The organism is Pseudomonas sp. MEJ086, from assembly GCF_030209025.1.
GTDB lineage: Bacteria > Pseudomonadota > Gammaproteobacteria > Pseudomonadales > Pseudomonadaceae > Aquipseudomonas > Aquipseudomonas fulva_A.
Window position 1 is genome coordinate 137,092 of the sequence record NZ_JARVSV010000006.1, and the last position, 25,375, is coordinate 162,466.

Genomic DNA, 25,375 nt, shown 5'->3' on the forward strand with positions numbered 1-25,375 from the left:
GCTACTCCGGTAGCTGGTTCGGTTGAGCGATCACCCTGACAGGTTTATCGGTATCCGTCGGTGTGCCAGACCCCTTAAGGTGCCCCTTGTGAGGCCACTGAATATCGACCTGATGATCCTGGTCATCGTCGACCAGGGTGATGCTGTCGCCCTGGACCGCGATGCCGTCCAGGTGCAGGGTCGAGTCGGCGGCATCCGTGCAGCACAGGGTGATGCGGTAGCACGACGAGCCGAAGCGGTAGTGCAGGCTGAATCCGCGCCAGTCCGCCGGCAGCACCGGTTGCATGCGCAACTGCGTACCGTTGCGCTGCAGACCGAGCAGCGACTCGACGATCAGCCGGTACATCCAGCCGGCCGAACCGGTGTACCAGCTCCAGCCGCCACGTCCCTCATGGGGCGGCATGCCATACACGTCGGCGGCCACCACATAGGGCTCGACCTTGTAGGTGGCAATGGTTGCGGCACTGTTGCCGTGGCTGACCGGATTGATCAGGCGCAGCAGCTCCCATGCCCGTGCGCTGTCGCCCAGTTCGGCGAAGGCCATGCTCGCCCACACCGCGGCGTGGGTGTACTGGCCGCCATTCTCGCGCACGCCAGGTACGTAGCCCTTGATGTAGCCAGGGTCGAGCACGCCGTGGTCGAAGGGGGGCGCAAGCAGTTGCACCAGGCCGATGTCGCGGCGCAGCAGGTGCCGCTCCAGTGAGTCCATGGCCGTGCGCTGGCGCCCATCGGGTGCCGCGCCGGACAGCACCGACCAGCTTTGCGCGATGGAGTCGATGCGGCACTCGTCGTTGCCGGTCGAGCCCAATGGCGTGCCATCGTCGAAATAGGCCCGGCGATACCACTCGCCATCCCAGGCGTGGGCATCGAGGTTCAGGCGCAAGGCATCGGCGTGCTCGTCGCAGCGTCTGGCGAACTCGGCGTCACCGTTGAGCAGGGCGGTGGTGGCGAAGCGGCGCAGCACGTCGTAGCCGAAGAAGCCGAGCCAGACGCTTTCGCCCTTGCCCCCTTCGCCGACGCGGTTCATGCCGTCGTTCCAGTCGCCGTGGCCCATCAGCGGCAGGCCGTGAACGCCCCGTGCCAGGCTGTGCTCGATGGCTCTCACGCAATGCTGGTACAGGGTTTCCTGCAGGGCAGAGTGGTGCGGCAGGTCGTAATAGGACTCCTCGCCGCTGTTGAGCAAACGGCCTTCCAGGTAGCCCACGGTTTCCGACAGCACCGTGTGATCGCCGCTGACCTGAACGTAGCGGCTGGTCGCCTGGGCCAGCCACAGGTAGTCGTCGGAGCAGCCGGTGCGTACACCGCGATCCAGTGGCGGGTGCCACCAGTGCTGTACATCGCCTTCGATGAACTGGTGGGCGGCGCACAGCAGCAGGTGCCGGCGAACCGCGGCCGGGTCGGCATGCAGCATGGCCATGCTGTCCTGCAACTGATCACGGAAGCCGAAGGCGCCACCGGACTGGTAGTAACCGCTGCGCGCCCAGAAGCGGCAGGCGATCACCTGGTACATCAGCCAGCCATTGACCAGCACGTCCACGGCCGGCTCCGGGGTTTCGATCCGCACCTTGCCTAGGGTGTCCTGCCAATGCTCGCGCACCCGCTGCAGTTCGACCTGGGCGACGTTGCCGCCGCGCATGCGCTGCACCAGGCGCGAAGCGGTCTTGGCGTCCTGGGCGGCGCCCAGCCGGAAGGTCACGCTGCGCTGCTCGTCGGCAGCCAGTTGCAGATTGACGCGCAGCGCCGCGCACGGATCGAGCCCCGGGCCGCTGCGCCCCGACAGGTGCGGCTGGGCCATGGCCGCAGGGGCGCTCAGGTGGCCGTTACGGCCGATGAAGTCGCAGCGCCCGGCGGTGCTGCTGGCCAGCGGTGCGTCGACATCGAAGAAGGCCACCCGGCCAGGGAATTCGATGGAGTAGGCATTGCGAGCGAACAGCGCACCGCTGTTCGGATCGGCCTCGCTGACCACGTGCATGGAGGATTTTTCCCGCAGGTCGCCCAGTACCCAGGCCACGTAGCCGGTGACCGACAGGCGCCGTGCTCGGCCGGAGACATTATGGATTTTCAGGTGCGAGAACTTCACCGGATCCTGCAGCGATACGTAGACCCACAGCTCGCTGCGAATCCCGCCTTCCTCGTGTTCGAAGACGCTGTAGCCGAAACCGTGACGGGTCACGTAAGCGCCCTTGCCAGGGCGTGGCAGCGGGGTTGGCGACCAGTAGTGGCCGCTGTCTTCATCGCGCAGGTAGATGGCCTCGTCGCCCGGGTCGCTGACCGGGTCGTTGCGCCATGGCGTGAGGCGGAATTCGTGGGCGTTCTCATGCCAGGTGTAGGCGCTGCCGCTTTCCGAAATCACGCTGCCGAAGTTCGGGTTGGCCAGCACGTTGACCCAAGGCGCCGGGGTCGGCTGACCGGCTTGGCAGTGAATGACGTATTCCTTGCCGTCGGCGCTGAAACCGCCATGGGGGTTGCTCAGGATCAGCGACGAGTCAGCCAGCGGAACCACCACTGGCGGCGCCGGCCTGGGCAGCAGGCGGGCATCGAAGGCCGGCATGGCGGGCTCTGCCCGACGCCGATGAATCTGTTCGGCGAGGCTGCCGCGTTCGTCGCTGAGCACCAGATGGGCCACGGCCAGCATCAGCACGCGATCTTCATTGGAGAGTTGCTGGGCCGGGCGCACGAAAATGCCACCAGGCCGGTCCAGCAGGTGCGCCTCGCTGCCCGAGGTCACCAGGCCCATGATCACGTCCTGCAGATCCTGCCGGTAACCGGCCTGGTCCTCGTTCCAGATCACCAGGTCGACGATCAGGCCCTTGTGCCGCCAGTAGGCGTGGGCCTGCACCAACTGGCGCACCAGGTCGATATGCGCGGTGGCGGAAATCTGCAGCAGCACGATGGGCCGGTCACCGGAAATCGCCTGGCCCCACAGGCCGCTCTGGTTGCGCTGGTTGGCGGCCAGCACGCCCGGTGCGGCGCGCAGCGAGGGGTTGGTATAGATGATCGACGCGGCCATCTGCTCGAACAGACGGGCCTCGGCATGGGAGGTGTTGAGCTGGCGCAGCAGCACCTGGCTGTGGGTCCAGGCCAGGTCGAAGACACGGTCGGCCAGGTGCCGATCGCGGTACTTGTTGATCAACTGCAGGCAACCGTCACGGCTGTCACTGACGCCGGTCACCAGGTCGATGGTGGCGGTCTGGCCAGGCTCCAGGGTGATCCGGCAGCGGATCGAGACGATCGGATCGAGCACCGCACCCGCGGTGCCGGACAGCGTCTCGTTGTCCATCGCGGCGGGGTGCGTCAGGTTGCGCCCGCGACCGATGAAGCGGGCGCGGTCGGTTTCGTAGGAGATCGCCGCGATGTCCACCTCGTGGGCGGCCAGCAGGTGGCACAGCCACGGCACCTTTTCCTCGCTCGAACGTGGCCGCCGGCTACACAGAATCGCCTGCAGCTCAGTGAGCAGTTCGCTCTGTACGAACAGCTTGCTGAAGGCCGGATGCAGGGCGTCACTGAGGGCCGGTGCCAGCACCACTTCGGCGTAGCTGGTGAGCTCCAGGGTACGGCGCTGCGCACCCCGGTTGCTGATGTGCAGGCGCCGCAGTTCGATGTCGTCTTCGGGTGAGACGACGATCTCGGTGTGGGCGTCGAAGTCCCGTTCGCGCACGCGGAATTCGGCCCGGGCATCGGTGAAGATCGCCTCGAAGCTTTGCGTCGTGCGCAAGGTCGGCTGGTGCGCCGAGGACCAGAAATCCCCGCTGTCGACATCCCGCAGGTAGCAGAAGGTGCCGGTGTTGTCGCAGGTTATGTCCTCGTGCCAGCGGGTGACCGCCATATCGTCGCGGCGGCTGTAACCACCACCGGCATTGCTGATCATCACGTGGTAACGGCCGTTGGAGAGCAGTTGTACGGCGGGGTGTCGGCGCCCCGGGTCGGTGTAGACCCGCAGCTTGTTCTCGTTGACCCGGGCGACCTTGCCCTCCAGCGAGGCATTGGCGGTGTGCAGGTATTGCGCGGCGCTTTTCGGCACCCGTTCCTGCAGCAGCAGGGCGGTGGCCTGGAACTGCGGGTCGGCCTCGAAGCGGCGCTGCATCGGGCGATCGAGCAGCACATGGGTCAATGACAGCAGGCTCATGCCCTGATGGTGCGCCATGAAGGACTGGATCAGCGCAGCGTTCTGCCCCGGTGGCAGCCGGGCACTGGTGAAATCGATGGCTTCGTACAGACCATAGCGGCCAGCCATGCCCATGCCTGCCAGGCGCTGGAGGTTCTTGCAGGCCGCTTCCGGGGCTACCATCAGCGCCAGCACCGAGGCATAGGGGGCCATCACCACGTCTTCGCCAAGGCCGCGCTTGAGACCCAGGCCGGGTACGCCGAAGGCCCGGTACTGATAGTTCAGTTGGGCGTCCAGAGTGCTGTAGCCGGACTCGGACACGCCCCAGGGCAGGCCCAGTTGCTGGCCGTATTCGATCTGCCGGGCTACGGCGGCGCGGCAGGTCTGGTCGAGCAGGGTGCCGGCATAGCTGGGCATGACCAGCATCGGCATCAGGTACTCGAACATCGAGCCGGTCCAGGACAGTAGCACCGGGACCCCGCCGTTGCTGGTCAGCAGCCGGCCCAGGGTGAACCAGCTGTCCTGAGGCAGCTGTCCCTGGGCGATGACCACGAAATTGGTCAGCCGCGCTTCCGAGGCCAGCAGGTCGTAGTAGGCGCCGTCCAGGCGCTGGTCATCGGCGTTGTAACCGATGGCCAGGAGCTCGCGTTGCGCGTCGTACAGGAAGGTGAAGTCCATGTCCGCCAGCTCGGCCGCCAGATCCGCCAGGCGCAGCGCCGTGGCGATGCGCTCGCTGGCGTGGGCGATCACCGCGCGGACCTGGGCCTGTTCGGCTGCCGGCCATTGCGTGGCATCGAGCTGTGCCAGCTCATGCCAGCTGGCCGAGGCCAGTGGCTTGCCGGGTAGGGTCAGGCAGGCCAGTTCACTGTGCAGATCCTGGCAATGAGCGAGCAGCGCCTGGCGCCAGTAGTCGGCCTCGACAGCCGTTGAAAGAGCGGGTTGCAGGCCCTGGGCGAGGGTGATCAGGCGCTGCAGTACCGCACTGATATCGGCCAGGCTCTGCGCGTCGAGGGTAGGTGTCGTGGCCAGCTCGCTGAACGCCTCGTCGAGCAGGTGCTCGTCCAGCCCGCCCGCCAGCATTGCCTCATGCAGCACGCCCAGGCTGTCTGCCAGACCGATGCGCCAGTTCGGGCTGAGCAAGGCCGCTTTTGGCAACTCGTACAGGCCTGGCCGCAGGGTCAGCAGCAAACCGGCCAGGTTGCCGCTGTCCACGGTGGACACGTAGCGGGGCGGCAGCGGTTGCAGGGTCTGAGTGTCGTACCAGTTGTAGAAGTGGCGGCGATGACGCTCCAGCCGCGACATGCTGGTCAGGGCGCTATCCAGGCGTGCGAGCAGGCGACCGCCACTGAGGTAGGCGAAGTCGTGAGCGGCCAGGTGCGAAAGCAGTGCCATGCCCATGTTGGTTGGCGAGGTTCGGTGGGCGGTTACCGCAGTCGGCCGTTCCTGGATGTTGTCCGGTGGCAGCCAGTTGTCCGCAGGGCCGACATGATCGTCGAAGAAAGCCCAGGTCTTGCGTGCCAGGCGGCGCAGAAACTGTTGCTCTTCGAGCGATGGGGCGAACAGCACATGGGCCGCCGGCCTGCTCAGCCAGCAGGCGATGGCCGGGGCCAGCAACCAGGCCAGGAGGAAGGGCGCGGCGATTGCCAGCGTCACCGGCTGGCCGAGCAGCGCGATGGCCACGGCGACCGCCAGCAGCGGCGCCACCCACATCAGCCGATACAGGCCAGACAGGTCATTGTTGCTGCTGCGCTCCACTTCTCGGGAGGGGTTCCATTGCAGCAGGTGGCGCTGGCTGATGGTCATGCGCCACAGCGTGCGGGCGATGGCATCCAGGCTGCTGAAGGCCTCGAACGGCAGCCACACCAGCGTCAGCAGCGCACGACCGAAGTGCTGCGCCGCATCGCGCAGGGTTACCTTCAGGTGCTGGCCGAGGTTGATGTCATGGGCTTTGTGCAGCACATCCAGCAGGGTGCTGATCAACGGCTGGGCGATGATCAGCAGCAATACCCCCAGGCTCCACTGCAACGGCTGTGAACTGGCCAACCAGCCCCACAGCAACATGCACAGAAAGGCCGCTGGCTCGAGGCTGCGGCGCAGGTTGTCGACGATCTTCCAGCAGGCCAGGTTGGTCAGACGGTTCTGCTCCAGGCCACCACCGGGTTTCGGTGTCCAGGGCATCAGCCACGGCAGCAGCTGCCAGTCTCCACGGATCCAGCGATGCCGACGTTTGGCATCGGCGCTGTAGCGCGCCGGGTGTTCTTCATACAGCTGTACGTCGCTGATCAGCCCGGAGCGGGCGTAGCAGCCCTCGATCAGGTCATGGCTGAGAATGCGGTTGTCGGGAAAGCAGCCCTGCAGGGCCTGCTCGAAGGAATCCACGGCGTAGATACCCTTGCCGATGAACGAGCCGTTGCCGAACAGGTCCTGATACACGTCGGATACCGAGCGGGTGTAAGGGTCCACCCCCGCATCGCTACCGAACAGCTGGGCGTAGGCGGAGCGGGCGATGCTCGGCAGGCTGATGCCCACACGGGGTTGCAGGATGGCGTAGCCGCTGACGATGCGGCGTTGCTGCGCATCGAAGCGGGCCTGGTTGAGCGGATGGCAGATGGCGCCGAGGAACTGCCGGGCCACATCGCGTGGCAGTTGGGTGTCGGTGTCCAGGGCGATGACGTAGTTGACCTCCGGCAGCGCGGCGATATCGCCGACGATCAGGGAAAACCGGTCCTGGCCATGACCACGCAACAGCGCATTGAGCTCGGCGATCTTGCCGCGCTTGCGCTCATGGCCCATCCAGCGTTGTTCGGTGGCGTTCCAGCGTCGTGGGCGATGCAGCAGGAAGAAGCGCGACGCGCCAGTTTCGGGGTATTTCAGATTCAGCGCATCGACCGCCAGGCTGGCCTGTTGCAGCAAGGGCGCATCGCCGTCGAGCACCTCGCTCTGGGCATCCATGAAATCGGTGAGCAGGGCGAAATACAGGTTGGCATCACGGTTGGCGAGGAAGCGTATCTCCATGCCATCCACCAGTTCTTCCACGTCCTGAGCGCTGCCGATCAGCGTTGGCACCACTACCAGCGTACGCGCCTGGGGGGGAATGCCGGCGCTGTAATCCAGGCGTGGCAGGATGTCTGGTGGCAGGCTGAGGGTCACCAGCCGGTTGACCAGCGCGATGGCCAGGTGGCTGGTCATCACCAGTGTCGGTACGCTGAGCGACAACAACGTCCACAGGCCCCAGCCGTCGGCGCGCAGCATGCCGTAGAACGGCCAGGCCAGCAGCGCGCTGAGCAGCACCACCGGAGTCATGAAGAAAACCAGCGGCGACTTGCGCAACACGCGCCGACAGCGCTCGGCCAGGGAGCGTAGCGCACCCAGTTGCCGCTCCAGATCGGCCAACCCCGGGCCCAGCAGGTAGAAACCGACGTGGCTCATCAGGGGTTCATGATCCGGTGCCGCGCGGCACAGGGCGATGGCGGCGCGGGCGATGTCGATCTCCGAGTGCGGACAGCTGCGCGCCAGGCGCTCGACGGCATGCCGGTAGTGGTCGCGGGTGGCGAAATCCATGCAGGCGTAGACCGCAGACGGATCTTCGCCAAGGGTGTGCTCGACACCGCTCATGTGCTCGACGAACTCGCGCCAGTCGGTGGCCGAGAGCAGGCGCAGGCTGTTGATGCTGTTGCTGATCGACACCTGCTCCGTGGCCTGCAACTGAGCGTCGAGGTGAATCAGGCGCTCCACGCTCTGGCCAGACTCGGCCAGGGCCTGCTCGACCCAGGTCATCGGCAGAATCAGTGCGGTGCTCTGGCCCTGCAGGCGCCGCGCCAGTTCGGCCACGAAGGCACTGGTCATCGGCGGTGCCGAACGTGCCAGGTCGGCAACCAGCAGCACCACGCTCTTGGCGTCGCGTTCTGCGGTGGCAATCAGGCGATCCGCCCAGTCATTGGCCAGGTTGCGGTCGTTCCAGTTGGCCATCACCCGTGAAGCGACCCGGCGCAGGTTCTCGATCAATGCCAGGCGCAACATGATGGGAATGCCCCACAGCTCGCCCAGCGTCAGCGGTGTGACCACCTGATAGGCGGCCACGAAGCGGCTCAGGCTGTCGCTGTCGACCCGGCCGTCACCGTGGGCAATGGTTTCCAGGGCGATGTCGTAGACCCGCGGCAAGGTACGCGAGGGCCCATCATCCAGGCCGGGCAGTTCGCGGCAGTAGCCTTTGGGTAGATGTTTCTGCGCCGTGCGTATCTGCTCCTCGACCAGGTAGAAATTGTCCAGCAGCCACTCCGCAGCCGGCGTTGCGCGACGGTTGGAGAGCGCTGCCACGGTCATGGCCTGGCAACTGCTGGCCAGCACCGCAGCATTCTCGGCGAGTCGGTGAAGCAGGGCGTCGGAGGTGGAGTCGCGGCTAAGGTGATGCTGGCGGGCCAGGTGGGCACCGTGGGTGGCCATCTGTTCTGCGCTGAACAGTTCCGCGCGCAGGGCCGGCTCGTACTCGAAGGTGCGGGGCGCGGGCCGCCACAACCGTTGGATTGCTCGAAGCCATTGCCTGTCCATGTTTTCCTTGGCGTGCAACGTGAAACGCGGGCAACGTTGCAGTGATGCGTGTCACGCAAGCGCTGCGGGCGTGACGAGTGAGGAGGGTGCAGAGAGGCAGTGTGAAATTCTCCCGGTAGGGCGTCTGTCTGCTGGCACACATAGCGGTGGCCCTGGCCGTTGCGCTTGGCCACCGGCCGTCCGATAGACCGCCGTGGCCACATTCTCTGCAGCTGGCGGCCCAGTTGGCGCTGGGTGGAAAAAGGCCGTTGCAGTGAGGCAATCGTGCCTCTTCGAGTGATGGCCTATTGCGCGGCAAGGGAGTATTGCTGGCGCGCCGGCAACCAGCCGGCACACGCAAAGGAGCTACACGATGGGCACCAGAGGATTGGTCAGGCTTATAAGCGTCATGAGCTTCACGTCCGCGATACTCTCCGGCTTTGCCGTTTACTGGGCGCACCAGGCCTACGTATCGGCGGCTCGAACCAACCTTGCCGCACTCTCCGCCAGCGAAAATGCCCTGACCGCCGCTGCTTCCTGCCAGGAAGGCACCTTGCTGCTTTCGCGCTGAGCTCGCTCATACCATCGCGCACCGGTAGGCCTCCACTCCCTCGGAGCCTGATCGCCATGCAAACCGCGTAGCCTGTGCTTTAGCGCAGCGATACCCAGAACCGCGAGCTTGCGCATCCAAGCGGATCTCCAGACGATGTCAGGCGCTTCGGTTCTGCAAGCCTTATGCTAAAGGCTGCACGCTCGGAGATTCGCTCATGCGCAAGCAGTATCACTTTCGTGAAAGCAAAGACGGCCTGCTGGCCTGGGATGTCCACCGCCTGATCGACCTTGCCAAAGGCATAGCGCCCGGCCCCGTCGATCTGTCCGCGATCAGGGAAGTCGACGAGCCCTATTGGTTCGACGCCGAAGATCCGCCCCCCACGTGCCGTGACCTGATCGAGCACATGCGGCTCGTCGACGCCACGGACCTGGCCTATCCGATCATTCTTTCACCTGACGGACGGGTCATGGATGGAATGCATCGCGTGGCTAAGGCCTTGCTACAAAACCAGCGCCGCATCATGGCCGTACGCCTGCCAAGCATGCCCGAGCCGGATTACATTGGCGTCGACCCGGACGACCTGCCGTACGACTGATCGCTGTGCAAAACGCAGCCTGTGGTTGAGCGTAGCGATGCCCAGCACGGCGCAAGCAGCACACGCCGATTGATTAGCTCTGCTCATAGGCCCTTGCCGGTTTGCCTGGCTAGTCCGGGCCGACGTCCTCGCTTAACGTCCTTCACCCGCATTGCAGTCACTGGCCAGCCGCTGAGTGCAGCGCATCCTGCCTTTCGCTCACACGGGGTACGCTCGATGAATCGACTCACCATTCAATACGGCATGACGTTGCTGCTGGCGATGTTCGCGGAAATCGCCATGGCAGGATCGACCCCGCCGCAGGCCGCCCCGAAGGCCGATGAAAGCCGCGCCGCTACTGAGCGGGAATCCGAAGAGGGGGGCGCCAGCGGTGCGCAAACGCCTGTGGTCCTGGTCGTGGGGGCCAGTGGAAGCATCGGCCGACTGGCGGTGGCAGAGGCGTTCAGGCGCGGCTACGAGACGCGCGCACTGGTGCGTGACCCCGACCAGGCCGAGCTGTTTCCTGCCGGGGTGAAGGTCGTGGTCGGTGACCTGACTCGCGCCGAGACGCTGCCGGAGGCTGTCGCCGGCATCAGCGCGGTCATCTTCACCCATGGCATCAGCGGCAATGATCCGAGCGGTGCGGAGGCGGTGAACTATGGGGCGGTGCGCAACGTTCTCGGCGTGTTGCAGGCGCCTGTGCGCATCGCCCTGATGACCACCGTCGGCGTCACCAAGCCCACAGTCGGGCATGACTGGAAACGTCGCGGAGAACGCCTGGTGCGTGCCAGCGGGCTGCCTTACACCATCGTGCGGCCTGGCTGGTTCGACTACAACGCGGCCGATCAGCAACGCCTGGTCTTGCGCCAGGGCGATACGCACTGGTCCAGTTCACCATCCGATGGCGTGGTGGCTCGTGCGCAGATCGCCGAGGTGCTCGTCGCGTCCCTGACCTCGCCCAGCGCGAACCGCAAGACCTTCGAACTGGTCGCCGAGCGTGGTGCCGCTCAAACGGATCTCGAGCCGCTGTTCTCGGCTCTGCCGGCAGACCCTGCAACGGGTTACGACGCCGTCGGTGATCAGGACAACCTGCCGCTGAGCGAAGAGCCGGACAGGGTCGTCCAGGCGCTCGATGCTGTCAGCGTGCGGTTCGACCAGTGATCCCCATGCGGCTGCGCGCGCAGTGAAGGTTTTCGATCACTCTGGTCATGAAGAATGTACGTCAAGATCGGCAGTTGCCGGTGTGGGCATTCATTGCTCGAGCTGCTCCAGGCCGAGAGGCGTGAACCCTGATGCTTTCAGCTCGTGGGCTGCTTCAGGGCTTTGCAGGAACGCGATGAAAGCCTGCGCCGATGCAGGTTGAGCTGCAGCAGTCGTTACCGCTGCCGCAATGATGTTCACCCGTTGAAGCTCTTCGGGAAGGGGACCGACGACGTCGATTCCCGGCACGGCCAGAAGCTCGCTCATCTGCTGCAACCCGACCTCGGCATCACCGCGCAGCAGGGCGTCGCCAACCAGCTCGGGAGCCTCGATGACGATGCTTCTAGGCTTCAACCTGTCGGCTATTCCCAGTTCAGGGAGCAGAGTGCGCTGCACGTAAACCCCGCTCACACCGCTCGAAAAGGCCAAGGACCTGGCGGCCAGCAAGGTGTGCCGCAAGTCGTCGATACTGCCGATCTCAGGCCGTGGAGTACCCGCTCTGACTGCCAGGCCCAGCCGGGAGCTGGCCAGGCTGGTGGCGGTTTCGGGGCGCAGGTGGCCCTGTTCGATCTGTTCATTCAGGGCGTCGGCAATCATCACCACCAGGTCAGCGGCCTGCCCATTTCCAAGGCGTATGGGGAGCGCATCGGCGCTGGCTCCATACGAGGCGCCCCAGGAAAAAAACAATCGATCACCGGTGGTTCTTTCGAATTCAGGTGCCAGCTTCATGAACACCGGCTGCAGGGCCGTGGAGGCCAGGACGTTTATATCCGCGGCGTGGAGGCTTGCGTCCGAAAACAGCATGGCCAGAATGCCCGGTACAACCGCTCGACTCAGCTGACGCATTTCATGTTCCTTGGGTAATCGTCGCCCCTATCCGTTGCAGATGGGGGCGAACGGTCAGGTGAGAGCGGGAGGGCGAGTCGGCATCGCGTCGCCCTTGCTCAGGTCGTCAGGCCCACTTGTGGAGCTGAGGCAGGTCACCGCTTGGCTTTGAGCGCCGTGACGATGGCTTCGCCGAACGATTTGGCGGAGGTCGGGTTCTGGCCGGTAATCAGACGCCCGTCGACCACCACTTTATTTTCGAAGATCGGTGCTTCTTCGAAGGTGGCCCCGGCTTTCTTCAACGCTCCTTCGAGCTCGAAGGGGACGATCTTGTCGTAGTCGCGCGAGCGCTCTTCCTCGGCCGTGAAGCCCGTGACACGGCGGCCGCTCAACAGGCTCTTGCCGTTACCGAGTTTCACGTCGAGCAGGCCTGCAGGTCCGTGGCAAACAGCGCTGACGATACCGTCGTTCTCATAGATGGCGGCCACGATGCCGCTCAGTTCCGGGTTGTTGACGAAGTCCCACATGGGGCCATGGCCACCGACCAGCAAGATCGCATCGTACTTCGACGCATCGACATCCGAGAGCTTGAGGGTGTTGCCCAGCTTGTTGCGGTGTTGCGGGTTGGTCCAGAACTTCAGGGTCGCCTGGTCACTCAGGTCGAAGCCATCGAACGGAGCGAAGCCGCCTTTCGGGCTGGCGAGATCGTAATCGATGCCAGCCTCATCGAAGACTTCGACCGGGTGGGTCAGCTCGGGAAACCAGAAACCGCCGACCAGGGTCTCGGTCTTTTTGTCCAGGCTCGATACCACGATCAGAATCCTGTCAGCCTGTTCGCTTTCCTCGGCGATGGCGGCCGTGCTGGACACGGCGAGTGAGATGACCGCTGCGGCGAGACCGAGCAAGCGCTTGCGAATAGCCATGTGAATTCCTTCGAATGGTGGGGGTGAGCTCACTCTATCCAAGATGAAATCACGCCAGTAGCTGGCCAAATCCGAATGCACTATTCAATTTATCGTTGTAATTCGACGAAATTGGCTCGATATAATCATGTAAATGTCTCCCGCTTGCATGGCTGCCCGAGCGCACTGGTTGAAGGACTCGAATGAATCTGACCCACAGTTTCGATGGATTACCCGAATTTCTGGCGGTCGCCAGGCGGTTGAGCATCAGCAAGGCTGCGTTCGATATCGGCAAGACACCGGGTGCGGTAAGCCATGCATTGCAGAAGCTTGAGCAGCGGCTTGGCGTTCCGCTCTTTCACCGCACCGCGCGCAAGGTGTCCCTTACCGAGGCCGGTGAGGAACTGCTGCACAAAGTCGAGCCTGCCGCCCTGGCCATCTCGACCGGGCTGGAAGATGCCGCGCAGTCGGCCAAGGCTCCCTCGGGTACCCTGCGGCTCATCGTCGAGCGTCTGGCCTTGCCGCATGTCATCGAGCCTCTGCTGCCTGCCTTCAGAGAAGCGTGGCCCAATCTCAATCTGGAAATCACCGTCAGCAACCGCCACGAGAACTTCGTCTCCGAGGGCTATGACGCAGGCATCCTGATCGGCTCGTACATCGCCCAGGACATGATCGCGGTACGGCTTTGCAAACCCTTCCAGTGGGCGGTCTTCGGTTCGCCGGCGTATTTTCGGGCTAACGGCAAGCCGCAATCGACCAGCGATCTGGTGCGCCATCAGTGCATCCGCTTTCGGCGGCCCGAGAAAGGCGACATCTACCGCTGGGAGTTCGTCGAGAATGGCTCGACCGTGAGGATCGATCCGGCGGGCTCGATCACCGTCAACGACGGTGAACTCATGCGTAGCCTGGCGGTTCAGGGGGCGGGGCTGATCTACTCATCGACGTTCCACTCCTCTCGCGAGTTGGCCGCAGGCACCCTGGAGCCCGCGCTCCTCGAGTGCTCGCCGGGCAACGACGGCCTGTTTCTGTATTTCTCGAGAACGGCCAGGAACCAGCCCAAGCTAAGGGCGTTCATCGAGCTGTGCGGCCAGGTACTGAAAATCTGACGGCGTTCGGCTACTTTGGGTTGCGACCCGCCACCATCGAGGAACATGCATGTCTCTGATTTCGCAGCGAGTGGAACTGGCACGCCATGGAGCCAACGACAAGGTCATCTGCCGAATGGCCTCCGGCTGGGCAGTCATGGGCGACGTGCAGTTTCTGCCTGGATACTGCCTGTTGCTGCCCGACCCTGTCGTTCCCAGTCTGAACGATCTGGATACCGAGGCGAGAACGCGTTATCTGCTCGACATGGCTCGAATTGGCGATGCCGTGCTGCAGGCGACCGGAGCGCTTCGCATGAACTATGAAATTCTCGGTAATACCGAGCCAGAGCTGCATTGCCATATTTTTCCTCGTTACTCTTCGGAACCGGAGGAAAAGCGCAAGATGCCGGTGTGGTTCTACGATTGGAAAGCGGCTACACCTTTCACCGAGCAAGCGCACGGTGCGTTGCGTCGGCAGATCGCTCAGTTGCTCGCTGAATCATGCTGGCGCCCGAAAGAGTGATCGCTTGCCTGAGTATTCGCATTGGTTCCGACATCTATTCGGATCCCTCCGACACCTATTCGCACACGCCGACAGTTCGCTTTGCCGACGCCCTGAGATATCCAGCCACTGACTCGCAGTTCCAAATGGCCTCTCGCTGATGACTGCTACCGGCCAGAAGAGCCGCTCGGTTGTCTCTACAAAACAAGGGGCGATTCAATCTACGAAACTAAGGTCTATTGACGTTTCACGCACGGCTGCGCCGTAGCCCATTTCGCCGCGAGGCAAGGACGCCTTCATCACGGCAGAACGACAGCGGGCGCCGCAGGTCTGAATCCTCAGACAGACGGGCCTCCGTCGTTCCACCCGTGAAGGTAACTGGTATGCAAGAACAAGCAGACGGCAAGACCCCCGGCCTGTCAGCCGAAGAAGAGCGCGAGATCGATGAGAAGCTGCCGCCGCGGGCGGCGGTGTTGCATGAAACCATCAGGATTCAGGGCGACCATGAGCTGGAACGCAGCATCGCAGCATTATGGTGGTCGGCGCTGGCCGCCGGGCTGACCATGGGCCTGTCGCTGATGGCCATGGGGTTGTTCCGCTCTCGGTTGGGCCCCAGCGATGAAAGTCATGTGATCGCCAGCCTCGGTTATTCGGCAGGCTTTCTGGCGGTGATCCTCGCCCGTCAGCAACTGTTTACGGAAAACACCCTGACCGCCGTGCTGCCGGTGATGAGCAAGCTGACCCTGAACAATGTCGGGCGACTATTGCGTCTTTGGGGCGTGGTGCTATGCGGAAACCTAGCCGGCACCCTGCTGGTGGCTTGGGTGATGCTGCGCCTGCCGATTTTCGATGCCCAGACCGACCTGGCGTTTCTGGAAATCGGCCGTAAGGTGATGGAAAACGACGTGTCCAAGATGCTTGCCAAAGGCATTATCTCGGGCTGGATGATCGCCACCATGGTGTGGATGATCGCCTCGATGGAAAGCGCCAAGATCGCCATTATCGTGATGATCACTTACCTGATGGCACTGGGTGACTTCACCCATATCGTGGTTGGCTCGATAGAGGTGTCTTATCTGGTGTATGCCGGTGAAGTGAGCTGGGGCGATTTCTGGCTGGTGTTTGCGGGGCCTACCCTGGCCGGCAATATCATCGGCGGCAGCTTTATCTTTGCCCTGCTCAGCCATGCTCAGATCCGCAGCGAGCGTGACGTGATTGCCAAGCGCGAGCGCGACAAGCAGAAGTTGCTGGAGGAGTTGCGCCGCAATCGCAAGGACTGACCGTGCAAGATCGCCAAAGGCCTCAAGGTCGGTGGCCGCTTTTCTCGAAGTCGAGCCTTCGAAGGCGTCGCACTGATGCCGGCGCGCACCAGCAATGCCTGGTCAATGTTGGTGGCGCGTTCGTCAGCAGAGCGCTGTGCCCATTCGATATCACGCGCCAATCGAAACGCTACGCACTGCGCCTCGCGCCGCTGGGCGAAGAACAAACTGAAGGCCATGCCCCGCACTGCATGCCAGAGCCTGCTGCCGTTACATGGGCAACCATAAAAAGGCACAGGCCATGGCCACCGCGCTCTCGTAATTTCTCTTGAGCTCGTCGAATCGAGAGGCCACCGCCCGGTAGTGCTTCAGCCGGGCGAAGGCGTTTTCCACCAGGTGGCGATTTCGGTACAGACCTCTGTCCAGATCCGCGTTGCCTTTCACAGAGTTACGCTTGCTCGGGATCACGGCCTTTGCCCCTTGTCGCTCAACCTGCTCTCGGATTCTCTCGCTGTCATAGCCCTTATCCGCAACGATGGTTTCTGCCGCCAGGAGCTTGGAAATCAATGCGGGTGCCTGAGTACAGTCATTGATTTGGCCTCCCGTGATTTCAAACTCGATGGGTAAGCCATGGGCGTCCACTGCCAGATGAATCTTGCTGGTATTACCGGCTCGGCTTTTCCCTATGGCTTCATCATTTGCGCTGCCAGCGCCTGCACTGTGCTGGTGAGCCGAATCCAGCCGGTCGGCCACAGGCAGAAACCGGCCAAGAGCAGCCGATCATGAGGGGCCGCTAACGGCTAGTCGATTTTAGAGTCAGTTCTGAACGCCTGCTTGGCGCTGTGCGCATACTGGGTGAAGCACTGCAGAGGCCGAAGCCCCTAGTGACGAACCATGCGAAAGCCTGTCGGTTTTGCGTGCGGCTGAATGGCGGCGGCCGATGCGAACGCCTGACGGTTTTCATGCGAATACTCACTTGCCGCCGGCCATGAACGAAAAAGCCCGGCAACCGGGCCGGGCTCTCTACTGACTCGCCTGCGTTACATCGGCCTGCTTGAAGCCTGAGCTCGCTTTATATCCAGCTCGGACCTATTGCCGTCGAAGTCTTCAGGCTCCACTGCGGGGGCCTCGTCCGGTAGCGAGGTGGGCTCGCTTTCGGTACCGGTGCCGGGGTCCAGCTCTTCATCCTCTTCGTCGCCAAGCTCTTCCCCCGGGCGCTGCATCTGCATATGCGTCTGACCTACCGCCTGCAGCTGCCATTGCTGGCGGGAGCCGTCTGCGAACGCCTTGGGGGCGGCGTAGCCCGGGTTGCCCTGATAATGAGCCGTGCCATCTTTCAGATTGATAACTTTCATGGCGGTGTACCTCGAATGAGGCCAAAGAGTTGGCCTCATCGAATCTGAGCAGGGCAGGGGCACGAGGTTCAGGCTAAACCCGTGACCACCGGGCGGATCGATGACTGCCTGCACGTCCCAGCGCAGCGGCCCCGTGGCCGATTCGCGGCGGGTGACCACCCGTCCACTTTATGAGACGTCCCGCTGTATGCGTACCCTAATTTCTATCGAATAAAAACGGGCCAAGCACATGACCTTCACCGTACTGCTCGCCGAGGATGAACAGATCCTTCGTGATCTTCTCGTCGAGCTGATCTCTCCGTTGAGCCTGGACGTGATTCAGTGTGCATCGGCTGACGAGGCTCTGGGACACCTGGAGCACAAGGCCGTGGACCTGTTGCTGAGCGACATTCGCATGCCTGGGCATCTGGACGGCTGGGAGCTGGCTGAAATCGTCTGGGTTCGCTGGCCCGAGTTGCCGGTGATACTGACATCCGGCCATATGCAGGTAACGGCCCAGCAGATGCCGGAAAACTCGGTCTTCATTCCCAAGCCCTGGAAGCTGGACGTGCTGTACGACGCCGTGGAGCATTGCGTCGAACGCTGACAGAGCTCAGAGCGCCAGGCTCTCCAGCTCTTTCTCCTGGCCCAGCCTGCTGGTCAGTGGTGCCGTGATCCTGCAGGTGAAACCTGACGCTTCGTAAGACAACTCGGCGGCGCCGTCGAAGGCATTGCGCAGGCTGCCGGTGATCATGGTCGTCCCATAGCCCTTGCGCGAAGGCGGCTTCACGGCAGGCCCGTTGCTTTCCGCCCAGTTGAGCGTGAAGGTAGCGCCCGCCATGCCATGCTCCGTCGCCCAGCGCACGTGCAGCACTCCGCCAGGCTGCGACAAGGCGCCATATTTGGCTGCATTGGTCGCCAGCTCGTGGATCACCAGCGCCAAGGCCGATGCGGCTTCACCCGCAAGCACGATAGGGGGGCCGGAAAACAGAATGTCGTAGTCGGCGCAGTAGGGCGAAAGCACGTTGCGCAGTAGGGTGGAGAGCTCCACTTCCTGGGCATCCATCGCCAGGGAATGAGCGCGTTGCATCATCACCAGCCGTTCATCGAGCACCTTTCGGAATTGCCGAGGTTCCGGGTGGCCCCTCATCGTCATGATGGCCACACCGCCGATGGTCGCGAAGAGATTCCTCATTCGATGGTCCATCTCGCCGATCAGGATCTGCGTGGACTCCTGGGTGCGGCTGTAGATGCAGATCTTGGCGCACAATGCTGACGCCAGTTGCAGGAAGGCCCGCTGATCCGGGTTGGGTGGCGAGCCCAGTGGATGGATGACGGCGAGGCTGCCTTGCACCAGGCCCTCGATGCTCATCGCGGGTATGGAAAGCATGGCCTCGAGGCCATGTTGGCGAAACAGCTCCTTCCACTCGGCCGAGAACCGCTCGTCGCTCGCCACCTCGGGCACTTCGACGATACGGCCGGTCATTATGGCCATGCCGCAAGAGCCTCGCTTACCGGTAATGCGGTTGTTGACCAGGCTGTTGCTGAACTCCAGCGGCAGGCCGGGGAAGACCGACAGACGAAACGTATTCCCAGGTTTGTCCAGCACGTTGATGCCGATCACCGTACCGGGAAGCTCCGCCTGCAGCGATACCGCAAACTCTCTGAGCAGCGGCTCGACGGGAGCGCCGGCGGACATGACGTCCAGCGCGCGTTCGCTGAAGCGGGAAAGGAATGTACGCATCGTCGTGCGTCCTCTAGCGGGAGGCCGAGAAGTATCCCACCGGCAATGATCTACCGCCAATTTTCTGTTTTCCGGTCCACGACCAATGGTAGCCGAGTGGGCTTGTGAGGCATGCCATGTACCGTCCTGCCAGCCCAGTGAGCTCGGTCGGTTTTGGCGCGAGCGAATTGCCTTGCCTAGGCGAGTGGTCGTGATCCAGCATCTGCTAACGGCCTGTGGGCGCGGGCCGTAGCGATGGGCGCGGATATCGTGAAGCGCCTGCAGGCGCATCTCGAGCTGCTGATGCCGGGTAGCGCCCTGCAAATGGCCGCCCGGAAGTCATCCGCGTGACGAATTGCGCCAGTTAGTTGAAACCTGACCAGTGGAGATGGCTGATGGCAGTCCTTTGCCTGGGCTGGAGTTCAACAGCGGCCTTGCAAACATCATCCGAGTGAGCGCAAGTCAATCCGGAGGGTTTAAAAGGTTGAGGCGAAAAGTCAGCGCTTATCGACACGACGTGTTCGACTCAATTGTCTGGACACCCAGGGCCCGCGTTGAGTTGATTGTAACGCAGACTATGACGCTCTCCCTGGTCATCCTCATAGTTCATGGTCACCGGTACGAGACCGCAAGTCTTGGCCGTGTCAGTAATGGAAATAACCCTGGCTATGTTCAGGTTCATGCCATATCGGTACTGGTTGTCGCTGGAATTGTGCGTGGCACGATTTTCAGCCATTGCGACAGTGAAAGGGAGCAGAGCGACAAAAGCGATTGCGATGGTTTTCATATGCGGTCTCTCATTATCGGAGGAAGTTATTAAAGTCAGGTCTGCCAGATGAGAAGTGCCTGGCTGGATATCAGAGTAGAAATGATCCGCTGTCACTTGCATGACCAGTGAATAACATTTTTGTCAGGAAGGATTTAGTTGGTTTCTGACAGAAATGTCAGCCAGGCGTCAGCGTTCTGTTGGTCGCCAATCGTATGATGAATGCAGACATATTGGCCTAGGCCAGACGGGTGAGATACATGAGGCTACTGCTGGTCGAAGATGAGGAAAAAACGTCCTCGTATATAAATAGAGCGTTCAGTGAACTGGGCTTTACCGTTGACGTTGCGTCCTCGGGAACCGTAGGCCTGCACCTTGCACTCGAATATGACTACGATGCAGTCGTTCTGGATGTAATGCTTCCCGGTATGGATGGTTACAGCGTTCTCGAAAGTCTACGCATGAGCAAACAGACTCCCGTCCTGATGTTGTCTGCGCGAGGCTCGGTGGACGAACGAGTGAAAGGCCTGAGACATGGTGCGGACGACTATCTGCCTAAACCATTTTCCCTGATAGAACTCGTTGCACGTATCCAGGCCCTGCTGCGTCGACGGCCGAGCGATGGGGCCGATATTACCCAGTTGCAGATACATGATCTGCATCTTGATCTATTGGCGAGGAAAGTATCGCGGGCGGGCGAGCGCCTGGAACTGACAGCCAAGGAATTTTCCTTGTTGAGTCTTCTGGCCAGGCATCAAGGGCAGATTCTCTCGAAAATGATGATTGCGGAGCAGATCTGGGACATGAACTTCGACAGCGATGCAAACGTCGTCGAAGTTGCAATAAAACGGCTCAGAGCCAAGGTTGACGCTCCCTATGAAATGAAGCTGCTGCATACCGTTCGAGGCATGGGTTATGTTCTCGAAGTACGTCCAGAGCGTCAGTCCGCTTAGAGTTATATCCGATGATCAAGAACTCAGTATCTGGCCGCCTGGCTTTGATGTTTGCCGTTGCCTCCGTGTTGATCGCGTCGGTGTTCGGTATTTCCTTGCGAATGTCGCTTCACCAGTCGCTGCAGAGTCAGATGCATAACGAGCTGTTGTTCAGGGAGTCGCTCATGAAGCCCTGGATAAGTGCTCGCACCAATCATGATGGCTGGCAGGCCATCGCGACTAAGGTGACCGACTTGTCTGCCGCGGAAGGCGGGCGGGTTCAATACTGGATATTGAGTGAAGACTCGTCATACCGAGTGGGCGGCATGCCAGTTGCCGATGTTGATTTAGCCGCTCTGCCAGGCGGTTTCAGTCAGGTGCCAGGTCTACGCGAGGAGTCCTGCGCGCTTTACCTGCTGATCTCGGATATCCCGGCTCGTGGCGATCGCCCTGCGCTCAGGTTCGTTGTCGCAATAGACTCAACCCCGTACATGGGGACGTTGAGCGAGTTCACCCGTGCGCTTCTGTTCATCAGTGTCTTCGGCGTTGTATTGGTCGCTTTGCTAGGTTACTTCATTTCCAAAATCGGAATGCGACCGGTCAGCAGTCTCAGTGATCAAGCGCAGCGCCTCGCGCCAGGAAAGTATGGGCAGCGGTTGGATGCATCCATTCTTCCTCAGGAATTGAAGAACCTGGCTGCTTCGTTCAATGGCGTCCTCGAACGGCAGGAGATCGCGTGGATGCAACTGGAAAGTTTCAATGCCGATGTCGCTCACGAATTGAGAACGCCGCTAACCAATCTCATCGGCCAAACGCAATTGGCCCTCTCGCGCGAGCGAGAGACCCATGAGCTCGTGGAGTTGCTGGAGTCCAATCTGGAAGAACTCGAGAGAATGACCTCTATCGTCAACGATATGCTTTTTCTCTCTCACGCGCAGTCTGGGGAACACGCAACGCAGCTCAAGGAAGTCTCCTTGAGTGAGGAGGCGTACAAGACCGTCGAATACGTGGAGCCTCTCTTCCAGGAAAACAGGAATGTGGTCGTCATCGAGGGCGATGGCAGCGCGTGCATCGACCGCCGGCTGTTCCATCGTTCGCTGGCCAACCTTCTGGACAATAGCGCCAGGCATGCGACTCCTGGCACTACGGTAACGGTTTCCATACGGATGCAGGTCAACATGGCCGTCGTTGCCGTCGCCAACCATGGAGAGCCAATAGCTGAGGAGCACTTGAAGCGTCTGTTCGAGCGGTTTTATCGGGTGGACTGCTCACGTTCCAGAAGTGATACGCACCATGGGCTGGGGCTGTCGATAGTGAAGGCCGTGGCCACCATGCACAGCGGCGAAGTGTTCGCCAGCAGCCAGGATGGGATCAATACCTTTGGCTTCACCTTGGCGGTTGGTCACGTCGGCACGAAAGAGGCGATGGATCCCGAATTCAGCTAAAGCTCGCTGGCTTCGATTTCCGCGCTCTCTGTTATCGGGGCCGCCCAATTGTGAGCGGATCCCCTCGTATACACCCCTGCCTGTTGAATCCGGCGACGCAGAGTTGAAACTCGCCACTCCAATGTTTGTTTTACCCGTGTCGCCCTAACGCGTTGCTGGAAGATAAGGATCACTCGCTGGTTGTTTGTCTTGAGGAACTCGAAGTTCTTGCCAAGTTGGGCGTCTGTTCGCGATCGCCCTATGTCGAACCATTTATCTCGATATGCCGTGCTAATGCTAAGGAGATGATGCCATGACCATTGAAGCCGTGACGACTGTAAAGATCAGAGCCAGGGAAGTGGACTCGAAGAAAGTCGAAGATCAATTAGCCATGGGGGCTGCTGTTCTTTCACGTGCGGCAGGATGCCTGAATTGCTTGTATACGCGTAGATTTTCGAGGTCGCCCGAGTGGATATTGAGCACGTACTGGGTCGACCGAGCGTCCATGGCCGAGAACATGAGCTCACATCAGATGCAGGATTTCATCAGGGATATCTATGAGTGTTCTCTGGAAGTTGACTTTCGTTGTTTCGTTGCTGATGGCAAGTGAGCAGGCCCGGGGCCAATGGCGCTCGTCGGACTGCCTGGTAACGCTGGGGGCATGGCATCTCTCTTAACAGAAAGATCGTTTTCAAAGGGCATTTTCAACTCTCGATTCAACAGCCCTTGCTGCCCGTATCTATGAGCGCTCCGCGGTCTAGGGTGCCACGCCTTGCCTGGAAGAGAGTCCAACCGCCCACGTTCTTGTGAGCATCACTGTCATAGTCGTTGCCGACCATGACAGTGATAATTTAACGATCAGACATAACCACGGCACCTCATTGTATCTGGAGCCAGGCCGCCGGCTCATATCAGGGCACGCTGCCGCTGTTTGACGTCTCATTTTCTCTGCTGAATCGCCGAGCTTGAACGCAGTGACTTACTGCTCAGCTAGATCGACAGGCCGTAGTGGCTGTTGTAGAGGGGAAGGTCTTTTCTCCTCCGCTAAACATGGCCACTACCTCCTTGCGCCTCGCACAGCGCCTGGCGATAGAGCACCACCATCTCTTCGAGCAGGTCCTTTGCGAACAGCGCTGCGGCGTGCACTAGCAGGCCTTCGGGGTGTTCGCCTTTCTTGCTGATCAATTCGTCGAATACGTCGGCCAGCAAACTGGCACGCAGTTCGGCGTCACCCTGGGTATCGCGAGGGGGGGGGGGGCAGATTTTGGGAATGGGGCTTTGCCGTCTGGGGAAACGAACGACCGGGCTGCGTGGTTCAGCCATGGCGCACCTCCTGGCTGGAGGCGAAGGGTGTCAGTGTGCAGGTAGGGCGGTGCCCTGGCGTAAAAGCTGGATGGCGCATTTTCCTTATGCTCCTCGGACAGTTAGAAGCACCACCAATGCCGTTTCGACCCGGGAATGGTGGCGAACCGTACGGGGGTCGAAATACCGGCGTCCGAGGGAACCGGCCAGGCAAAAGCCTGCCCCGCACGGTCCGCCATAGAAATGCAGCAGCCCGGCGCAATAAGCACCTGCCGCGCATCTATGAACACATCCGTGCCCTCAGACAACTCGGGTTTCGACTCCCGGTCACGGGATATACCGTGACCGGCGCACTCTAGCTCGCGGGTTACGGGATGGCAACCTGCACGGCGTGATGATTGTTCTGCGCAGCCTGACAGCCGCCAGCGGCCATAACAGGATTCTTTCGACGTCAAAAATACGGATTCTTTACATCCCGGCAGCGGTTTCGGAATCGATTCTTTACGCCTGTCCCACCGAGAATTTTCACACCGCGGAATGGGTCCGCATCCAAGGAGTGAAAGATGAACCTTCTCGATGGGCTATCGCTGCTCATGGTCGCAGGCCTCTTCGTCTATCTGCTGTTCGCGCTTCTCCGTGCCGGAAAGGAGTGAGCGTCATGTCCCTACAGGATTTCCTTCTGCTTCTGGCTTTCTTCGCGCTGGTGCTGTTGCCGGCACCCTTGCTGGGCAAGTTCATCTACCGGGCCATGGAGGGGCAGCGCACCTGGTTGCGGCCCCTCTTCGAACCAGTGGAAAAGTGCATCTACCGCTGCGCCGGCATTCGCCCGGAGCAAGGCCACAGCTGGAAGCAGTACGCCGGCGCCGTGGTGATCTTTTCCGCAGTCAGCTTGCTGGTTCTGTTTCTTCTGCTGGTCGCCCAGGGCGTGTTGCCGCTCAACCCTCAGGGCATGCCGGGTATCGAGTGGACGCTGGCCTTCAATACCGCCGCGAGCTTCGTGGGCAATACCAACTGGCAGGCCTACAGCGGCGAGGCCACGATGAGCTACCTGAGCCAGATGGCCGGCCTGACCGTTCAGAACTTCGTCAGCCCCGCCGTTGGCCTCGCCGTGCTGGTGGCGCTGGCACGTGGCATCGGGAGCCGCTCGGCGCAGAGCCTGGGCAACTTCTGGGTCGATCTGACCAGGGCGACACTGTATGCACTGCTGCCCCTGAGCGTGGTGCTCGCGCTGTTTCTGGTCTGGCAGGGCGTGCCACAAACCTTCGATGCCTACGCCAGCGCCGTGACCCTGCAAGGGCAGGAGCAGAGCATTCCCCTCGGGCCAGCGGCCAGCCAGATCGCCATCAAGCAACTGGGCACCAACGGTGGTGGTTTCTTCGGCCTGAACTCGGCGCATCCGTTCGAGAACCCGACCGTGTGGAGCAACCTGTTCGAGCTGGTGTCGATTCTGCTGATTCCCGCCGCCTTGCTGTTCACCTTCGGGCACTACGTCAGGGACCTGCGGCAGAGCCGTGCCTTGCTGTCGAGCATGCTGATTCTGTTCGTGCTCGGCCTGGGCGTCGCGCTGTACGCCGAGTACCAGCCCAACCCGGCATTCGCCCACTTGCCGGTGGAGCAGGCGGGCTCCCTGGAGGGCAAGGAAAGCCGATTCGGTGTCGCTGCGTCCGTGCTCTGGGCTGCCGCCACCACCGCCGCCTCCAACGGTTCGGTCAACGCCATGCACGATAGCCTGAGCCCGCTGGCCGGGATGGTCGCGATGCTCAACATGATGCTCAGCGAGGTGATCTTCGGCGGAGTAGGGGCGGGGCTCTACGGCATGCTGCTGTTCGTGCTGATCGCCGTGTTCCTGGCAGGTTTGATGATCGGCCGCACGCCCGAATACCTGGGCAAGAAACTCGATGCCCGGGAAGTGCGTCTGCTGGTCGCGACCCTGGTGGTGATGCCCATCGGCGTACTGGTTTTCTCGGCCCTGGCCGTGAGCCTGCCGGGGCCAATGGCATCGATCAGCAACCCGGGGCCCCATGGCTTCAGCCAGGCGCTCTATGCCTACACCTCGGCCACGGCCAACAACGGATCGGCGTTCGGTGGTTTCAGCGCCAACACGCCATTCCACAACCTGATGCTCGGGTTGGCGATCCTGCTTGGGCGCTTCGGCTACATCCTGCCGATTCTCGCCATCGCTGGCAGCCTGGCGGCCAAGAAGCAGGCGCCCACCGGCCCCAACAGCTTCCCGACCCATGGTCCGTTATTCGTCACGCTTCTGACCCTGACCATCCTTCTGGTTGGCGGCCTCACCTTTCTACCAGCGCTGGCGCTCGGCCCCATCGCCGATCACCTCAGCTCAGCCCTGTAAGACGGAGCG

General features: G+C 61.8%; 19 protein-coding genes and 2 pseudogenes. 13 read left to right on the plus strand and 8 right to left on the minus strand.

The genetic code is table 11. The annotated features are described in order from the left end of the window. Nucleotide 1 precedes the first annotated feature (1 nt). The gene (locus tag QRN22_RS04015; protein ID WP_231570100.1) at nt 2-8,653 is read right to left on the minus strand and encodes a glycoside hydrolase family 94 protein; all 8,652 of its coding nucleotides are present in this window, start codon (nt 8,651-8,653) and stop codon (nt 2-4) included. A gap of 388 nt (nt 8,654-9,041) precedes the next feature. On the opposite strand from QRN22_RS04015, the gene QRN22_RS04020 reads away from it, so the two are divergent. The 3 genes from QRN22_RS04020 (at nt 9,042) to QRN22_RS04030 (ending at nt 10,920) form a co-directional block, all read left to right on the plus strand. Beyond that, nucleotides 9,042-9,203 (plus strand): hypothetical protein, encoded by a 162-nt coding sequence (locus QRN22_RS04020; RefSeq protein ID WP_156152625.1) that lies wholly within the window; start codon nt 9,042-9,044, stop codon nt 9,201-9,203. A gap of 196 nt (nt 9,204-9,399) precedes the next feature. Then, entirely contained in the window at nt 9,400-9,780 is a 381-nt protein-coding gene (locus QRN22_RS04025; RefSeq protein ID WP_042551759.1) for a hypothetical protein, read from the plus strand. Between the two features lie 216 nt (nt 9,781-9,996). After that, on the plus strand, nt 9,997-10,920 hold the full coding sequence (locus QRN22_RS04030) for an SDR family oxidoreductase (RefSeq protein ID WP_082045656.1): 924 nt from the start codon (nt 9,997-9,999) through the stop codon (nt 10,918-10,920). Between the two features lie 90 nt (nt 10,921-11,010). Here QRN22_RS04030 and QRN22_RS04035 read toward each other — a convergent pair whose 3' ends face one another. Together QRN22_RS04035 and QRN22_RS04040 are read right to left on the minus strand one after the other, a co-directional pair. After that, complete coding sequence (locus QRN22_RS04035; RefSeq protein ID WP_042551758.1) at nt 11,011-11,805, minus strand: molybdate ABC transporter substrate-binding protein; 795 nt, start codon at nt 11,803-11,805, stop codon at nt 11,011-11,013. A 134-nt stretch (nt 11,806-11,939) separates the two neighbouring features. Further along, the gene (locus QRN22_RS04040) at nt 11,940-12,707 is read right to left on the minus strand and encodes a type 1 glutamine amidotransferase domain-containing protein (protein ID WP_042551757.1); all 768 of its coding nucleotides are present in this window, start codon (nt 12,705-12,707) and stop codon (nt 11,940-11,942) included. Nucleotides 12,708-12,889: 182 nt separating this feature from the next. Here QRN22_RS04040 and QRN22_RS04045 point away from each other — a divergent pair, with 182 nt between their 5' ends. The 4 genes and pseudogenes from QRN22_RS04045 to QRN22_RS04060 all read left to right on the plus strand — a co-directional run. Then, the gene (locus QRN22_RS04045) at nt 12,890-13,792 is read left to right on the plus strand and encodes a LysR family transcriptional regulator (RefSeq protein WP_042551756.1); all 903 of its coding nucleotides are present in this window, start codon (nt 12,890-12,892) and stop codon (nt 13,790-13,792) included. 49 nt (nt 13,793-13,841) lie between these two features. Further along, entirely contained in the window at nt 13,842-14,294 is a 453-nt protein-coding gene (locus QRN22_RS04050) for an HIT family protein (RefSeq protein WP_042551755.1), read from the plus strand. A gap of 362 nt (nt 14,295-14,656) precedes the next feature. Next, nucleotides 14,657-15,553, plus strand: a complete 897-nt coding sequence (locus QRN22_RS04055; RefSeq protein ID WP_042551754.1) for a formate/nitrite transporter family protein — start codon at nt 14,657-14,659, stop codon at nt 15,551-15,553. Nucleotides 15,554-15,556: 3 nt separating this feature from the next. Beyond that, nucleotides 15,557-15,777: pseudogene (locus tag QRN22_RS04060) on the plus strand (helix-turn-helix domain-containing protein); the annotation flags it as partial. A gap of 25 nt (nt 15,778-15,802) precedes the next feature. Here the strand turns inward: QRN22_RS04060 and QRN22_RS04065 are convergent. Both QRN22_RS04065 and QRN22_RS04070 read right to left on the minus strand, forming a co-directional pair. Next, nucleotides 15,803-16,264: pseudogene (locus QRN22_RS04065) on the minus strand (IS5 family transposase); the annotation flags it as partial. Between the two features lie 308 nt (nt 16,265-16,572). Further along, nucleotides 16,573-16,887, minus strand: coding sequence for a hypothetical protein (locus QRN22_RS04070; protein WP_042551753.1), 315 nt, complete (start codon nt 16,885-16,887; stop codon nt 16,573-16,575). A 229-nt stretch (nt 16,888-17,116) separates the two neighbouring features. Here QRN22_RS04070 and QRN22_RS04075 point away from each other — a divergent pair, with 229 nt between their 5' ends. Then, nucleotides 17,117-17,473 (plus strand): response regulator, encoded by a 357-nt coding sequence (locus QRN22_RS04075; protein ID WP_042551752.1) that lies wholly within the window; start codon nt 17,117-17,119, stop codon nt 17,471-17,473. Nucleotides 17,474-17,479: 6 nt separating this feature from the next. Here QRN22_RS04075 and QRN22_RS04080 read toward each other — a convergent pair whose 3' ends face one another. Both QRN22_RS04080 and QRN22_RS04085 read right to left on the minus strand, forming a co-directional pair. Continuing rightward, on the minus strand, nt 17,480-18,610 hold the full coding sequence (locus tag QRN22_RS04080; protein WP_042551751.1) for an HWE histidine kinase domain-containing protein: 1,131 nt from the start codon (nt 18,608-18,610) through the stop codon (nt 17,480-17,482). A gap of 505 nt (nt 18,611-19,115) precedes the next feature. After that, nucleotides 19,116-19,376, minus strand: coding sequence for a DUF2790 domain-containing protein (locus QRN22_RS04085; protein ID WP_042551750.1), 261 nt, complete (start codon nt 19,374-19,376; stop codon nt 19,116-19,118). Between the two features lie 239 nt (nt 19,377-19,615). Here QRN22_RS04085 and QRN22_RS04090 point away from each other — a divergent pair, with 239 nt between their 5' ends. From QRN22_RS04090 to QRN22_RS04100, 3 genes are all read left to right on the plus strand, one after another. Then, complete coding sequence (locus tag QRN22_RS04090) at nt 19,616-20,308, plus strand: heavy metal response regulator transcription factor (protein ID WP_042551749.1); 693 nt, start codon at nt 19,616-19,618, stop codon at nt 20,306-20,308. Between the two features lie 11 nt (nt 20,309-20,319). After that, entirely contained in the window at nt 20,320-21,732 is a 1,413-nt protein-coding gene (locus QRN22_RS04095) for a heavy metal sensor histidine kinase (RefSeq protein ID WP_042551748.1), read from the plus strand. A 292-nt stretch (nt 21,733-22,024) separates the two neighbouring features. Then, nucleotides 22,025-22,321, plus strand: a complete 297-nt coding sequence (locus QRN22_RS04100) for an antibiotic biosynthesis monooxygenase (RefSeq protein ID WP_042551747.1) — start codon at nt 22,025-22,027, stop codon at nt 22,319-22,321. A 434-nt stretch (nt 22,322-22,755) separates the two neighbouring features. Here the strand turns inward: QRN22_RS04100 and QRN22_RS04105 are convergent, their stop codons facing one another. Continuing rightward, a complete protein-coding gene (locus tag QRN22_RS04105; RefSeq protein ID WP_042551746.1) occupies nt 22,756-23,034 on the minus strand; it encodes a hypothetical protein in 279 nt (92 codons plus the stop codon). Between the two features lie 542 nt (nt 23,035-23,576). Between QRN22_RS04105 and kdpF the strand changes: the two genes are divergently transcribed. Beyond that, nucleotides 23,577-23,666 carry a K(+)-transporting ATPase subunit F gene (gene kdpF / locus QRN22_RS04110; protein ID WP_082045652.1) on the plus strand — a complete coding sequence of 30 codons (90 nt, stop codon included), beginning with the start codon at nt 23,577-23,579 and terminating at the stop codon, nt 23,664-23,666. 5 nt (nt 23,667-23,671) lie between these two features. Then, complete coding sequence (kdpA, locus tag QRN22_RS04115) at nt 23,672-25,366, plus strand: potassium-transporting ATPase subunit KdpA (RefSeq protein ID WP_042551745.1); 1,695 nt, start codon at nt 23,672-23,674, stop codon at nt 25,364-25,366. Nucleotides 25,367-25,375 lie beyond the last annotated feature (9 nt).